We start from the raw sequence: 11,570 nt of genomic DNA on the forward strand, positions 1-11,570 counted from the left end.
TTTCTCAGTATCGAAACACTATAAAACGAGAGTGTAGAGTGTCACCCGTTTAATCACAAAAGAGATATACCGCGTGAAGGTCAACCTCTGGTTCTGTGTCCCAACCACCCTACTGCTGCGTGCCGGCCCGGCCACTCTCTGCGTGGCTGCGCTCACAATGAACCACATCAGCCCAATCGATGAGTAATAAACCAGACGAGGATCCACAGACCGCCGCGATCGAGCAACTCGAACGGTTCGGGTTGAGTGCCTACGCAGCGCGGACATTTGTCGCGCTTGCTAGCCTCGGCACGGGGACAGCCAGAGACGTCAGTCAAGTATCGGAGGTCCCACGCACTCGAGTATACGACGCGATCGACGAGTTACACGACCGGGGGCTCGTCGATATCCTCCAATCGTCGCCCAAGAAGTTCTGGGCGACCTCCGCTGAAACCGCAAGTCGGACATTCGAACACGAGCTTCAGCACCGCGCTGAACGGCTCCAGACGGCGCTGGGAAAACTCGAACCCAATAAACGTCGTGCCGAGCAGCGCGGTGTCTGGACGGTAGACGGGCAGGAGGCGGTCACGGAACGAGTCCTAGAGTTCTTCGCCAGTGCGGAGGAGGAAATAGTCTACATGACCACCGAGGATCTCCTGACCGAGAACCTGATCGAGGAGTTGGGCGAGGCCGCAGAGCGGGGTGTTTCGATCCGACTCGCCGGAGTGTCGACGGAGGTTCAGGAACGCATTCGGGACGAAATTCCCGGCGCGACGATGTTTGAGTCGCTGTGGATCTGGTCGGACACGTCGGCGGGACGGCTCATGATGGTCGACGGCGAAAAGGCCCTCGTGAGTGCGCTCGTCAACGATGAGGATGCGACCCTCTCGGACCCGCGGTCGGAGACTGCCATCTGGGGCGATGGTGAAACGAACAGTTTGGTCGTGGTTCTGAAGGCCATTTTCACCTGGCGACTTGACGCGGAAGATCCAAATTGACGGCCATGTGTAAAACGTTCTACTAACATACTCTGGCAAGGATTCACTCACATATTCAAAACAAAAACAAGCGTGAATAACTAGCTTGTTTACATATATGTGCGCCCTAATAGTGTATAGTGCAACCCACATTGTCGCAGGTACCGCTGATCCGTGAGGGCACAACTAGCATGGTTCTCACGTACCTCTCGGATCGAAAATTCTGAACCCTCGACATCACCACCACACAGATGAACGTAATACATAAAGCGAAAACCCGGTTTGAAGCCTTGTTCCGAGGGACTATGACCACCAATTGGAATGGTGGGAAGGCCAAGAAAGACCCCATCGCAACGAAGATGGAAACAGAATCACGGAGCGAAGTGCAGCCCTTGGGAGAGGCGTTGGATTCCCTCATCCACGGTAATGAAATAGTACCTGCGCAGATAATTGTGGAGTACAATTTATCGGTCGACCAGTTCATTCTGGAGTTGCTACGGCACGTAGGCGGGAATCTAAAACAACAGGAAATCGTCAGATACACTGGTTGGTCCGCGTCGAAAATCAGCCGAGACCTCAGCAGGCTTGAAGCCGAAGGCAGCGTCGGACGGTTTCAGTTGGGCCGCGAAAAAGTAGTTCACATTCCCGGAGCTGGTCCCGGATAGTCAAAGAAGCAGTGGGTGATAACGGGCAACACACTGTTTCAATGTGGGAACTACTCGGCCTTGTGAAGACGCCAACATCGCCCGTGAGAGGCGAGTTCGACGTTCCTCACGGGATGTTTGGCGTCTTACTACGGTCAAATTCTCGGAATCCGACGAATCAACCATCCACAGTATGAATTCGCACCGACAGAATCGACGTGGCTGGACACCCGCATCGACGTACTGGCGGGATCACTCGTGACTACCCCGAACACGGAGACGATTACGGCCCGAGTACCGATGCAGACGGTGTCAGTCGACCCCGAGACCGACTGGTCGTCGCTGGCCCCGAGCGCAGCGGTTATCGAGACCGTCACAAAATCGCCGCAAACCGTGGTCCTGCGCGGCTTGAACTACGGCGACGAACCCCTGTATCCGAAGGTAGAGGAGATAGACGAGGAACAACCGATGTTCGAGGAGTTCACTCCGCTAATGTGGACGTGCGTATCGAGTTGACTGCCGTCTCTCCACACGAGGAGTTCTTCGAGGACGAAGCCACGGACAACGAGTAGAATACCGGAGAACGGTTCTGAAGCCGTGTTCCTGAAGCCTAGGCCGAGATTTGAACTCGGGGTCTCGTCCTTACCAAGGACGCGCTTTACCGCTAAGCTACCCAGGCACGCAATCAGTCGTTGACCGGATTCGACTTTATGGGTTTCGATCCGCCGGCGAGTCGTCGCCCGATCCGGCCGTCACCCGGCCACGCAGATCACCCGCCCGACGGTCGGCCGCTCACCGATCCGTCGCGCTCACGGCGCGGTCGGAGATGTCCGCGATCCGGTCGGCGGTCGCCTCCGGGAGCGCCCGCCCCGGCGGGGGGAACTCGCGGTCGTAGTCGGCCGCCAGCTCGCGGGCGTACGTCAGCAGCTCCTCGGGCGGGTCACCGCCGACGGCCGTCGTACCCGCGACGACCGCCAGTTCGAGGGCGTCGACCTCCAGGTTCCGGTCGAGCGCGGTCGCCGCCGCGGAGTCGATCCCCTCGCGGTCGCGGAGCGTCTGATCGCGGCCGAACGCGCGAACGACCTCGACCGCGGCGCCGGCCGCTTCGGTACACGCCAGCAGCGAGAATCCGCGTGAGACGAGCACGTCGGCCGTGAGCACGTCCATGTCAGCGTCGATGTCGCTCTCGCGGGTCGGCGCGGTCACCCACGGCTCGTCGTGAGCCAGCGCGCGGGTAAGTCGCAGACCCTCGTAAATGAGCTGCACGCCCGCCGCCCGGTCGACGACCTCGTCCAGGTCCACGTCGGGGTCCACCGCACGGGCCGTGACCAACGCCAGCACGCCGGGCGTCACGGCGGCGTCGAGAATGCGTTTCTCGAGGGTCCCTCGCAACTGCGCGGGCTCGACGTCCGCGAGCGCCTCGTGTGCTGCCTCACGCGCTCGCGCGGCATCATCCATTGCCGTAAGATAGTCGAGCGAAGGGCAAAGACCTTTGGAAACGACCGGGACACGACACCGTGATCCGCACCCGTACCGACGACCGCGTTCGCGTCGTCACGCTCGACCGTCCCGCGCGGCGAAACGCGCTTCGGCCCAGAGATCTGTCCGCGCTCCGAAGCGCCGTCGCCGACGCCGAGACGCCCGTGACCTACCTCCGAGGCGCCGGCGACGCCTTCTGTGCCGGCGCCGACCTGGAAGCCGTCGCTGACCTCGACGCAAGCGGCGACGTCGACGTCCCGAACGACTTCGAGGTCCCCGACGACAGCGGCGACACTGACAGCGCGGGTGCCGGAGCCGATCCGACCGCCGCGTCGTCGTTCGCCCGGCTGGGACAACGCACCGCCGCGGCGATTGCGGACGCCGACACGGTCGTCGTCTGTGGAATCGACGGCGCGGCCCGCGGCGGCGGCGTCGAACTCGCGCTCGCGGCCGACGTCCGGGTCGCCACGCCCGCCGCGACGTTCGCGGAACCCGGCGTCGAATTCGGGCTGTTCGGCGCGTGGGGCGGTACGGTCAGGCTCCCGCGAGTGATGCGTGAGGGCGACGCGCTCGACTTCGCGCTCTCGGGCCGCGTTCTCGACGCCGACGCGGCGCTCCGAACCGGACTCGTCTCCCGGGTCGTCGACGACCCGCGCGCGGTCGCCGACACGATAGCGGCCGGAAAGCCGGACGCGCTGCGGGCGATCAAGCGGCGGATTCGCGACCGTCGGGACGACGCGACGCAGGAAGCGGCGGAGGCAGCGGCGTTCGCCGCGCTCGTCAGGTCACACGGCGGGGAGATAGCGGCGGCGAGGGGGGAGTGAGGCGAGCAGTCGGTGCATTCCGACTCCGGCGCCGTCCCGATGTGACAGGTTTAAGTGGATCTCCGGCCAACCAATAAGTGCGAAGCACGCACCGGTAGTGTAGTGGTATCACGCAACCTTGCCATGGTTGCAACCCGAGTTCAAATCTCGGCCGGTGCACTCTCTGTGGTCGTTCGTCGTCTTGACTCTCCGCTCGCGGAGTCTCGACCGAAGTATTCCGATTTATTCCGATGTATTCTTCGACTGAGTTCTGCCGCTAGCGTTCGCCCCGTCGGACTGGCTGTCGGTACCTTCCTCGTCGGCGTAAACCTGTTCGCTTAACCGGACGTGCGTTGTTATAACAAGTATATGGTTGAGGTCCTGCTTCTCGTCGGGTTCGTGGTCGCAGCGTTCGTCGGGTACAACATCGGTGGCGCCACGACCGGCCCGGCGTTCGGTCCGGCGGTCGGGTCGGGCGTTCTCTCGAAGTCGGGTGCGGCGGCACTGATGTCCGTGTTCTTCTTTATCGGTGCCGGCACGCTCGGCCAGCGCGTCGTGACGACGCTCGGGGAGGACCTCGTCACCGGCGGGAACGTATTCACCCTGGAGACGAGCATCGTGGTCCTCTTTTTCATCGGGGGCGCGCTGTTCATCGGCAACTTCGCCGGCGTTCCGGCGTCGACCTCGATGACGGCGGTGGGGGCGATCGCGGGACTCGGACTGGCGACGGGTACCCTCGATAGAGCGGTGATGGGCGAGATAGCCATCTGGTGGATCGTCGCGCCGATCATCGGGTTCTGGGTCTCCGGCGTCGTCGGTCGCTACTTCTACCCGGCTATCGACCGCTGGGTGGCGATAGACAGCACCGACGGCGCACTCTTCGAGATCAACCGCTCGGGAGTCGTGCCGAAGCTGGTGGCCGGACCGAACACGACCCGACGCGAACTCGTCGGCGGCTTCGTCGTCATCGCGATCGGCTGCCTGATGGCCTTCTCATCCGGCACCTCGAACATCGCGAACGCTATCGCGCCGCTCGTCGCGCTCGACAACGTCGAGATGACGCCGATGATCCTGCTCGGGAGTGCCGCGGTCGCGGTGGGGGCGTTTACGATCGCGCGGCGCACCCTCGACACGCTCGGAAACGACATCACCGACCTCCCGCTGACCGCAGCGATTGTCGTCGCCTGCGTCTCCTCCGGAATCGTCATCAGCCTCTCCGCGGTCGGAATCCCGGCCTCGTTCGTCATCATCGCGACCATGTCGATCGTCGGCCTCGGCTGGGGACGCGCGACCAGGACGGTGACGGTGCGACAGGGGATCAGCGGCGAGAAGGAGCCGAAGGTGTCCGTCGGCGCGCTGAAGGCGGACGGAACGGAGGAGATCGGCAAGGGCAATCCGAAGGATATCCCCTCTGCGTCGGACCTGTTCAACCCGAGCACGAGTGCGCGCGTCGTGCTCATGCAGAACGTCGTTCCGCTCCTCTCGACGGTCGGGGCGCTCGTCACGTTCACCCTGCTGTTCCACTACATCTGGTGAGGAGGCCCCTCCGTCCGTGAACGCGACGCCGGGGCAACCGCGTTACCGCCCGAACCGTCGCTGTCGGTCCTGGAAGTCGAGGACTGCGCGCAGGTAGTCTCGCCTCCTGAAGTCGCGCCAGTTCACGTCCGTGAAGTAGAGTTCCGCGTACACCGACTGCCAGATAGCGAAGTCCGAGAGCCGCTCCGCGCCCGTCTTGATCACGAGGTCCGGCTCCTCCGGGAACACGAGTCTGTCGCTGACGTCGTCCGCGTCGATGGATGCCGGATCGAGTGCCCCGGCGTCGACGTCGCTCGCGAGCTCTCGGACCGCGGCGGCGAACTCCGCTTTCCCGCCGAGTCCCACCGTGATCCGAATGGGGGCGTCGGCCGCGCCCGACTCGGTCGCGTCGGGCGACGGCGCGGATCCCTCGGTGTCTTCGGGACCGCGCACGACGAACGGGGCGGGCGCGTCGAGGCGACGCAGTTCGCGCGTGAGCGTCGGGACCACGGACTCGTCGAGCACCGAGACCGACACGGTCACGCGCTCGGCTCCGTACTCCAGTGCCCACCCGAGCGCCTCGGCGAGCGTGTCGAACGCGCCGTCGACGAGGAGGTCACGCTCAGTGATGACGATCGCTACGTGCTCCGGCGGCTCCCCGTCGTGGAGGCGATGGCGGACGGTGAGATACGCGTCGTACAGACCCACGTACGACGCTTCCTCCCCGTGTATGTAAAACTCCGCGTCCGCCGACGAGGGGTTTAATTCGACGTCGGCCGTAACCTAGACGATGGCAGACAGCTACCGCGGGGTGTTCGGCGCGATTCCCTACGCGATCCGACACACCGAGTCGTGGACGATGCGCGTGTACGGCGTTATCGGCGCGCTCACGGCCGGGCTGATCGCGACCGTCGTCACCCTCGCGCTCGTCGTCTGGATGGCTGAGACGGCCGACGTGCAGGGCGGCACGTTCCTCTTCTCGCGGTCGCTGTACGTGATCGCGGGATTCGCCGCGGTCGCGCCGCTGCTCGCCCCGTTGCTGTTCGTCGCGCGGCGACACCGCCGCGACGACCCCGTCCGGCCGGGATACGATCGAAAAATGGCGTACGGGGGGTTCCTGTTCCTCCTGTCGCTGTACGTCGGGATGATTATCTCCGCGCCGGCCGAACTTCGCGAGCCAGCCGAATCCGTGGTTGTCAACGCTCTCTACGCGCTCCCACGGCCCGTCGGCTTCGTTCCCCCGGTCGTTGCCGCGCTCGTCGTGTTCGCGATCCACTACCGACTCCGCGTGACTGCCGACGAGACGGCCGCCGAGGAAGCGATCGACGAGCCGTCCGCCGCCGCGGGCGAACCCTCGATCGAAGACGACTGACGCGGCTCGAAACCCGGAAAAGGCTCGGTCGCGTATCTCCGTCAATGACCAACGAGCCGGACGGCACCGACACGGCGGGATCGGAGCACACAGCCGACACGCCGACCGACGACGGGGCGGAACACGCAGACGGGAAGGAGAGCACGTTCCTCGTAACGCACGTCGAGAGCGACTCGGCCGTGTTGAAGGACGTCCACGACGGGCAGGTGCACACGCTGAGCTCGAATCCCGGTCTCGAGGTGGACGACGCGGTCGAGGCGACCGTCGCGCCCGACCCGCCGATGGAGGTGACGTACCGCGTGATCGAGGTGACGGAGCGGCGTCGTCTCTCGGTCGAAGAGAGCGACGAGCCCCCGACGGTTCACGAGCGCGAGCTCGCGGCCGAGACGCCCACCGGAGAACTCGCGCGCGAACCGCGCGCCGGCGTGGGCGAGATCCACGTACTGACGCCGCCCGAGTCGGACACCGGAGACGCGGTCGCGGACGTGATCGAGAATCGCGAGGCGACGCTGTCGCGGGCCGCTCGGCTCGGCGTGAACCGCGTCGAGGTCCGCTCCGAACCCGGCGTCGTCAGCGTCCGGTACATGCCGTGACGCCGTCGGGGGCGGACCGCACTCGGCTCACTCAGTCCTGATCGGGGCGTGCGCAGGTCTCGCCGGCCGCGCTCTGGACCCGCCAGCCGCCGTCGACGCCTCCGGGCCGCGTCTCGTAGTCGACGGCGGTGTCCCTCGTCACGACTGCGATGTCGACATCGTCGCCGTCGACCTCCAGCCGTTCCACGCGGAACGGCACGTCGAGGCTGTCCCCGCAGCAGCCGACGTCGACGAACTCCTCGCGGATGTCGCCGACCGCGGCCCGGTCCATCACCCGGGCGAAGTAGCCTCGGTAGCGGTCCGTCTCGACCTGGTCGCGTCCCCAATCGCTGAGCCCCTCGGGGTACGAGAGGACGACGCGCGTGGCCTCGGGGGTGTTCATCGGTCGATATACCGCGCGCGTCGGGTTGTCCGTTTCGGTGATTCGCGTCGCGCTCGCCAGAGCGCCACTGATTGAGAAGGCTTATTCGCGCCCGCGAAGGAACCGGTATTTATGTTAGGGATCGAGGTACCGGAAGTCAACTACACCGACTATTCGAACCGGCAGCTCGTGGCGATTCCGCTCGGCGTGCTCGTCCTCGCACTCGCCATCATCTTGGGATGGTATCTCGTCACGGGTGCGCCGGCCAACCTCGGCTTGGCGTTCACGGGCGGCGTCGAGCTTCGGATCGCCGACGACGGTGGGAACGTCGAGGAACGCATCGAGACCGAATTCGACAGGCAGCCAGACTCGATCCAGTCGATACCCGCGGACGACGTGTACGTCGTCACCTTCCGCGCGGCCGACGAGGATCCGGAGGGACTAGCCGAGGAACTGGGCCAACGGGCCGACGAGGCGGGACTCACCACGACGGCGGTCGACCAGGTGTCGCCGAGTTTCGCCAGCGACACAGCCCGGACCGCCGTGTTCGGGGTCGCGCTGGCGTTCCTCGGGATGAGTGTGCTCGTGTTCGCGCTGTTCCGGACGTTCATCCCCTCGCTCGCGGTGGTCGCCTCGGCGTTCTCCGACTTGGTCATCCCCGTCGCGGTGATGAACCTTCTCGGCATCCAGATGACGCTCGGGACCATCGCGGCGCTCCTGATGATCATCGGGTACAGCGTCGACTCCGACATCCTGTTGAACAACTCCGTGCTGCGGCGGACGGGCAACTTCTACGAGTCGGTGAGCCGCGCGATGCGGACCGGGGTGACGATGACGCTCACGTCGATGGCCGCGATGATCGTGATGGCCATCGTCGCGACCGTCTTCGGCGTTGATCTCCTCCGAAACATCGGGATCATCCTCTCGGTCGGCCTCTGTGCCGACCTGATGAACACGTACCTGCTGAACGTCTCACTGCTTCGCTGGTACAAGTTCGAGGGGGTGAAGAACTGATGTTGGAACCGATCAAGAACAACTGGCGCATCCTGCTGCTCGTCGTCGTCGTGGTCGGTGCGTCGGTCGCGCTGTTCGCCCCGCAGTTCGCGCCTGAGACCGCGCCGGGCGAGAGCCAGGACGAAGCCAGTCAGGGACTCACGAACCTCCAGTACGGACTGGACTTGGAGGGTGGAACCCGCGTTCGGGCGCCGCTACAGGGGTACACCGCCACCGGCGTCGACTTCGCCGGCGACGACCCCGCGACGGTCGAACTGACCGTCGCTGAGGAACTCGACGGCGTTCAGCTTCGCGACGTCGGGTCGAGCGTGGGCGAGGACGTTCGCGCCATCGAGGTGACCGACCCGTCCGTGACCGAAGACGAATTCCGCGCGGCGATGGACGCCTCCGGCTACGAGTACGACGGGATCCGCTCCGGCGTGACCGCTGAGACTCGCGACCTGACGCAGAGCATCATCGAGGGGAAGATCAACGAGGCGGGGCTCTCGGGCGGCAGCGTCCAGCAGGTACAGTCGCTCAGCGGCGAGTACTTCATGCTCGTCGAGGTGCCGGGAGAGAACCGGAGCGACGTGGTCTCGCTCCTCGAAGAGCGCGGCACGGTCCAGATTGACATCGCGTACCCGACCGCAAACGGCACTGCCGTCGACGAAGGGGTCCTCATTCAGGACGACTTCGAGAACATCGGCACGGCCTCTCAACAGGAGCGCACCACCATCTCGTACGTACCGGTGAACGTCAGGAACACGGCGTCAGACGGCCAGCAGTCGCCCGCGGCGCAGTTCCAACAGGCCGTCGTCGACCGCGGGTTCCCGGCAGCGTACCAGTCCGAGAGCGACCGCTGCGGGTACAACCCCGAGACCGGCGAGATCGAGAACTCGAACCCGTGTCTCCTGCTCACCGTCAACGGCGAAGTCGTCAACTCCTTCGGGATGGACCCGGGACTCGCCGCCAGCATGGAGGCCGGCACGTGGGCCGACACCGCGAACTTCCGGCTGACCACGGGCGAGTTCTCGACGGCCCAGGAGATATCGGTCAATCTGCGCGCCGGCGCGCTGCCGGCAGAACTCGACATCAGCGGCCAGGGGACGTCCAGTACCATCTCGGCCGCGCAGGGAGAGAACTACAAGAACTACTCGCTGGTGACGGGGATTCTCGCGGTGTTCGCGGTCGCGGGCATGGTGTTCTTACGCTACCGCGAGCCCGCCGTGGCGCTGCCGATGATCGTCACGGCGCTCGCGGAGGTGTACGCCCTGCTCGGCTTCGCCGCTCTGGTGAGCTATCCGATCGAGCTCGCGGTCATCGCCGGTTTCATCGCGGTCGTCGGGACCGGCGTCGACGACCTCGTGATCATCGCCGACGAGGTGATGAGCGAAGGCGACGTCAACTCCCGGAAGGTGTTTGACTCCCGGTTCCGCCGGGCCTTCTGGGTCATCGGCGCCGCCGCCGCGACGACTATCGTCGCGATGTCGCCGCTAATGGTGCTCTCGCTCGGAGACCTCTCCGGGTTCGCGATATTCACCATCCTCGGCGTCCTGATCGGGGTTCTCGTCACCCGCCCCGCCTACGGCGACATCCTGCGCCGACTCCTGACGATCCGGTGAGCGGGTCGCGGCGCTGTTCGCTTTTTTCGGCGCCGAGACCGGGACGGCCTCGGTGCTAGCTTAGAACTCGTCGAGCCCGGACTGCTCGACGGCCGCCAACACGTCGTCACAGGTCGCCCACGACCGGCGGGCGCAGTCTGGCACGTCACCGTGATCGGCCACGTACGCGCGCAGGAACGACCGCGTCGACGGATCGCTCGGATAGCCGCTCCCGACGCCGTCGTACGTCGGATACGCGTCGTCGATCGCCGCCATCCGCGCGTCGCGGGCCACCTTGGCGACCACGCTCGCCGCCCCGACGACCGGGTCCGACTCGTCCGCGCCGTGGTAGGCCTCGACGTCGACCGTCGGAGGGTCGTCGTCTTCGGAGTCTTCGGAGTCTTCTTGGACAAACTCGCCGAGCCGACGCGCGAACCGCGCCTCGCTGGTGTCGCCCGCGTCGGCGACGACGCGGACGCGCACGCTCGACTCACGCCCGTCTAGTGCGGCCCGTACAGCCCGCGCCTGCCCGCGAACGGTGAGCGTGTTCATATCAGTGTCCGGCCGGTCGATCTCGGCGGGCTCGACGAACGCGACGCCGAGCGCGACGCCGTCGATTCCGCGGATCGCCTCGTCTAACGTCTCGCGTCGCTCCGGGGAGAGTCGCTTCGAATCGTCGATGCCGGTCGGGAGGCTCGCGGGGTCCGAGAGCACGGCCGCGGCGACCATCGGTCCGAGCACGGGTCCCTTACCGGCCTCGTCGACGCCGAGATACACGCGTCACTGGTCGTTGGGGACGGATAAATACGTTCAGAAAGCGGCCGGGAACGGCCGGCCGTCGGTCCCTTCAGTCGAGGAGGACGGCGTTGACCTGTCCGGACTGACCGGGGCGCGAGGTGACACGGGCGCGGCCGGCGGACGTGTCGATGATGGCGCCCTTCGTGACGATGTTCCGGCGAGCGTAGTTGACGTTGGAGGGGTTGTCGACGACGTTCTCGATCTCGGCCTCGCTGACCTCGCTCCCGTCGGCGACCTGCGCGACGTTCGTCGAGAGCGCGCGGACCTTCTTCTCGTTACCGCGGGAGTCGATGTACTGGACTCGCGTCTCGCCGACGGTTGTCTCGGCCGGCTCTCGCCCGAGCTGGTGGCGCTTCTTGTTCGAGGCGTGCTTGAGTCGGCCGCCCGTCCGCTTGCGCGTGGAACGTCCCTGGTCTTTCATACAGACAAGAACAGCCAGCGAATACTTGAAGCGT

At 65.3% G+C, this 11,570-nt stretch carries 14 protein-coding genes and 2 tRNA genes; 10 read left to right on the forward strand and 6 right to left on the reverse strand.

What is annotated here, in order from left to right; translation table 11 throughout:
* Positions 1-179: 179 nt before the first annotated feature.
* From ACNS84_RS08585 to ACNS84_RS08595, 3 genes are all read left to right on the forward strand, one after another.
* Positions 180-977 carry a TrmB family transcriptional regulator gene (locus ACNS84_RS08585; RefSeq protein WP_435074433.1) on the forward strand — a complete coding sequence of 266 codons (798 nt, stop codon included), beginning with the start codon at positions 180-182 and terminating at the stop codon, positions 975-977.
* Positions 978-1,261: 284 nt separating this feature from the next.
* Positions 1,262-1,621 (forward strand): helix-turn-helix transcriptional regulator, encoded by a 360-nt coding sequence (locus tag ACNS84_RS08590; protein ID WP_435074434.1) that lies wholly within the window; start codon positions 1,262-1,264, stop codon positions 1,619-1,621.
* A 279-nt stretch (positions 1,622-1,900) separates the two neighbouring features.
* A complete protein-coding gene (locus ACNS84_RS08595; RefSeq protein ID WP_435074435.1) occupies positions 1,901-2,116 on the forward strand; it encodes a hypothetical protein in 216 nt (71 codons plus the stop codon).
* Positions 2,117-2,207: 91 nt separating this feature from the next.
* Here the strand turns inward: ACNS84_RS08595 and ACNS84_RS08600 are convergent.
* Both ACNS84_RS08600 and ACNS84_RS08605 read right to left on the reverse strand, forming a co-directional pair.
* Positions 2,208-2,279: transfer RNA gene (locus tag ACNS84_RS08600), tRNA-Thr, on the reverse strand.
* 113 nt (positions 2,280-2,392) lie between these two features.
* On the reverse strand, positions 2,393-3,058 hold the full coding sequence (locus ACNS84_RS08605) for a DUF7114 family protein (RefSeq protein WP_435074436.1): 666 nt from the start codon (positions 3,056-3,058) through the stop codon (positions 2,393-2,395).
* Between the two features lie 59 nt (positions 3,059-3,117).
* Here ACNS84_RS08605 and ACNS84_RS08610 point away from each other — a divergent pair, with 59 nt between their 5' ends.
* From ACNS84_RS08610 to ACNS84_RS08620, 3 genes are all read left to right on the forward strand, one after another.
* Positions 3,118-3,903, forward strand: a complete 786-nt coding sequence (locus tag ACNS84_RS08610; protein WP_435074437.1) for an enoyl-CoA hydratase/isomerase family protein — start codon at positions 3,118-3,120, stop codon at positions 3,901-3,903.
* Between the two features lie 88 nt (positions 3,904-3,991).
* Positions 3,992-4,062, forward strand: a tRNA-Gly gene (locus ACNS84_RS08615).
* 189 nt (positions 4,063-4,251) lie between these two features.
* Complete coding sequence (locus ACNS84_RS08620; RefSeq protein WP_435074438.1) at positions 4,252-5,418, forward strand: inorganic phosphate transporter; 1,167 nt, start codon at positions 4,252-4,254, stop codon at positions 5,416-5,418.
* Positions 5,419-5,460: 42 nt separating this feature from the next.
* Here the strand turns inward: ACNS84_RS08620 and ACNS84_RS08625 are convergent, their stop codons facing one another.
* Positions 5,461-6,105 carry an undecaprenyl diphosphate synthase family protein gene (locus ACNS84_RS08625; RefSeq protein ID WP_435074439.1) on the reverse strand — a complete coding sequence of 215 codons (645 nt, stop codon included), beginning with the start codon at positions 6,103-6,105 and terminating at the stop codon, positions 5,461-5,463.
* A gap of 82 nt (positions 6,106-6,187) precedes the next feature.
* Here ACNS84_RS08625 and ACNS84_RS08630 point away from each other — a divergent pair, with 82 nt between their 5' ends.
* Positions 6,188-6,769, forward strand: coding sequence for a DUF8056 family protein (locus ACNS84_RS08630; RefSeq protein ID WP_435074440.1), 582 nt, complete (start codon positions 6,188-6,190; stop codon positions 6,767-6,769).
* 44 nt (positions 6,770-6,813) lie between these two features.
* The gene (locus tag ACNS84_RS08635; RefSeq protein ID WP_435074441.1) at positions 6,814-7,362 is read left to right on the forward strand and encodes a DUF5812 family protein; all 549 of its coding nucleotides are present in this window, start codon (positions 6,814-6,816) and stop codon (positions 7,360-7,362) included.
* A gap of 31 nt (positions 7,363-7,393) precedes the next feature.
* Here the strand turns inward: ACNS84_RS08635 and ACNS84_RS08640 are convergent, their stop codons facing one another.
* Positions 7,394-7,744 (reverse strand): DUF7968 family protein, encoded by a 351-nt coding sequence (locus tag ACNS84_RS08640; protein WP_435074442.1) that lies wholly within the window; start codon positions 7,742-7,744, stop codon positions 7,394-7,396.
* A gap of 111 nt (positions 7,745-7,855) precedes the next feature.
* On the opposite strand from ACNS84_RS08640, the gene secF reads away from it, so the two are divergent.
* Both secF and ACNS84_RS08650 read left to right on the forward strand, forming a co-directional pair.
* The gene (secF, locus tag ACNS84_RS08645; RefSeq protein WP_435074443.1) at positions 7,856-8,737 is read left to right on the forward strand and encodes a protein translocase subunit SecF; all 882 of its coding nucleotides are present in this window, start codon (positions 7,856-7,858) and stop codon (positions 8,735-8,737) included.
* Entirely contained in the window at positions 8,737-10,338 is a 1,602-nt protein-coding gene (locus ACNS84_RS08650; RefSeq protein WP_435074444.1) for a preprotein translocase subunit SecD, read from the forward strand. Before secF ends, ACNS84_RS08650 begins: the two co-directional genes overlap by 1 nt.
* 60 nt (positions 10,339-10,398) lie before the next feature.
* Here ACNS84_RS08650 and rnhB read toward each other — a convergent pair whose 3' ends face one another.
* Positions 10,399-11,094, reverse strand: a complete 696-nt coding sequence (rnhB, locus tag ACNS84_RS08655; RefSeq protein WP_435074445.1) for a ribonuclease HII — start codon at positions 11,092-11,094, stop codon at positions 10,399-10,401.
* 70 nt (positions 11,095-11,164) lie between these two features.
* Positions 11,165-11,536 carry a 30S ribosomal protein S8e gene (locus tag ACNS84_RS08660; protein WP_435074446.1) on the reverse strand — a complete coding sequence of 124 codons (372 nt, stop codon included), beginning with the start codon at positions 11,534-11,536 and terminating at the stop codon, positions 11,165-11,167.
* Positions 11,537-11,570: the final 34 nt, after the last annotated feature.

The organism is Halorubrum wangae, assembly GCF_051194135.1.
GTDB lineage: Archaea > Halobacteriota > Halobacteria > Halobacteriales > Haloferacaceae > Halorubrum.

What these genes read in the sequence shown, in the direction of transcription:
- ACNS84_RS08620 (WP_435074438.1), top strand. Translation starts at nt 4,252, where the DNA reads ATGGTTGAGGTCCTGCTTCTCGTCGGGTTCGTGGTCGCAGCGTTCGTC.
- ACNS84_RS08635 (WP_435074441.1), top strand. Translation starts at nt 6,814, where the DNA reads ATGACCAACGAGCCGGACGGCACCGACACGGCGGGATCGGAGCACACA.
- ACNS84_RS08605 (WP_435074436.1), bottom strand. Translation starts at nt 3,058, where the DNA reads ATGGATGATGCCGCGCGAGCGCGTGAGGCAGCACACGAGGCGCTCGCG.
- ACNS84_RS08590 (WP_435074434.1), top strand. Translation starts at nt 1,262, where the DNA reads ATGACCACCAATTGGAATGGTGGGAAGGCCAAGAAAGACCCCATCGCA.
- secF (WP_435074443.1), top strand. Translation starts at nt 7,856, where the DNA reads ATGTTAGGGATCGAGGTACCGGAAGTCAACTACACCGACTATTCGAAC.
- ACNS84_RS08585 (WP_435074433.1), top strand. Translation starts at nt 180, where the DNA reads ATGAGTAATAAACCAGACGAGGATCCACAGACCGCCGCGATCGAGCAA.
- ACNS84_RS08640 (WP_435074442.1), bottom strand. Translation starts at nt 7,744, where the DNA reads ATGAACACCCCCGAGGCCACGCGCGTCGTCCTCTCGTACCCCGAGGGG.
- ACNS84_RS08650 (WP_435074444.1), top strand. Translation starts at nt 8,737, where the DNA reads ATGTTGGAACCGATCAAGAACAACTGGCGCATCCTGCTGCTCGTCGTC.
- ACNS84_RS08595 (WP_435074435.1), top strand. Translation starts at nt 1,901, where the DNA reads ATGCAGACGGTGTCAGTCGACCCCGAGACCGACTGGTCGTCGCTGGCC.
- ACNS84_RS08660 (WP_435074446.1), bottom strand. Translation starts at nt 11,536, where the DNA reads ATGAAAGACCAGGGACGTTCCACGCGCAAGCGGACGGGCGGCCGACTC.
- ACNS84_RS08630 (WP_435074440.1), top strand. Translation starts at nt 6,188, where the DNA reads ATGGCAGACAGCTACCGCGGGGTGTTCGGCGCGATTCCCTACGCGATC.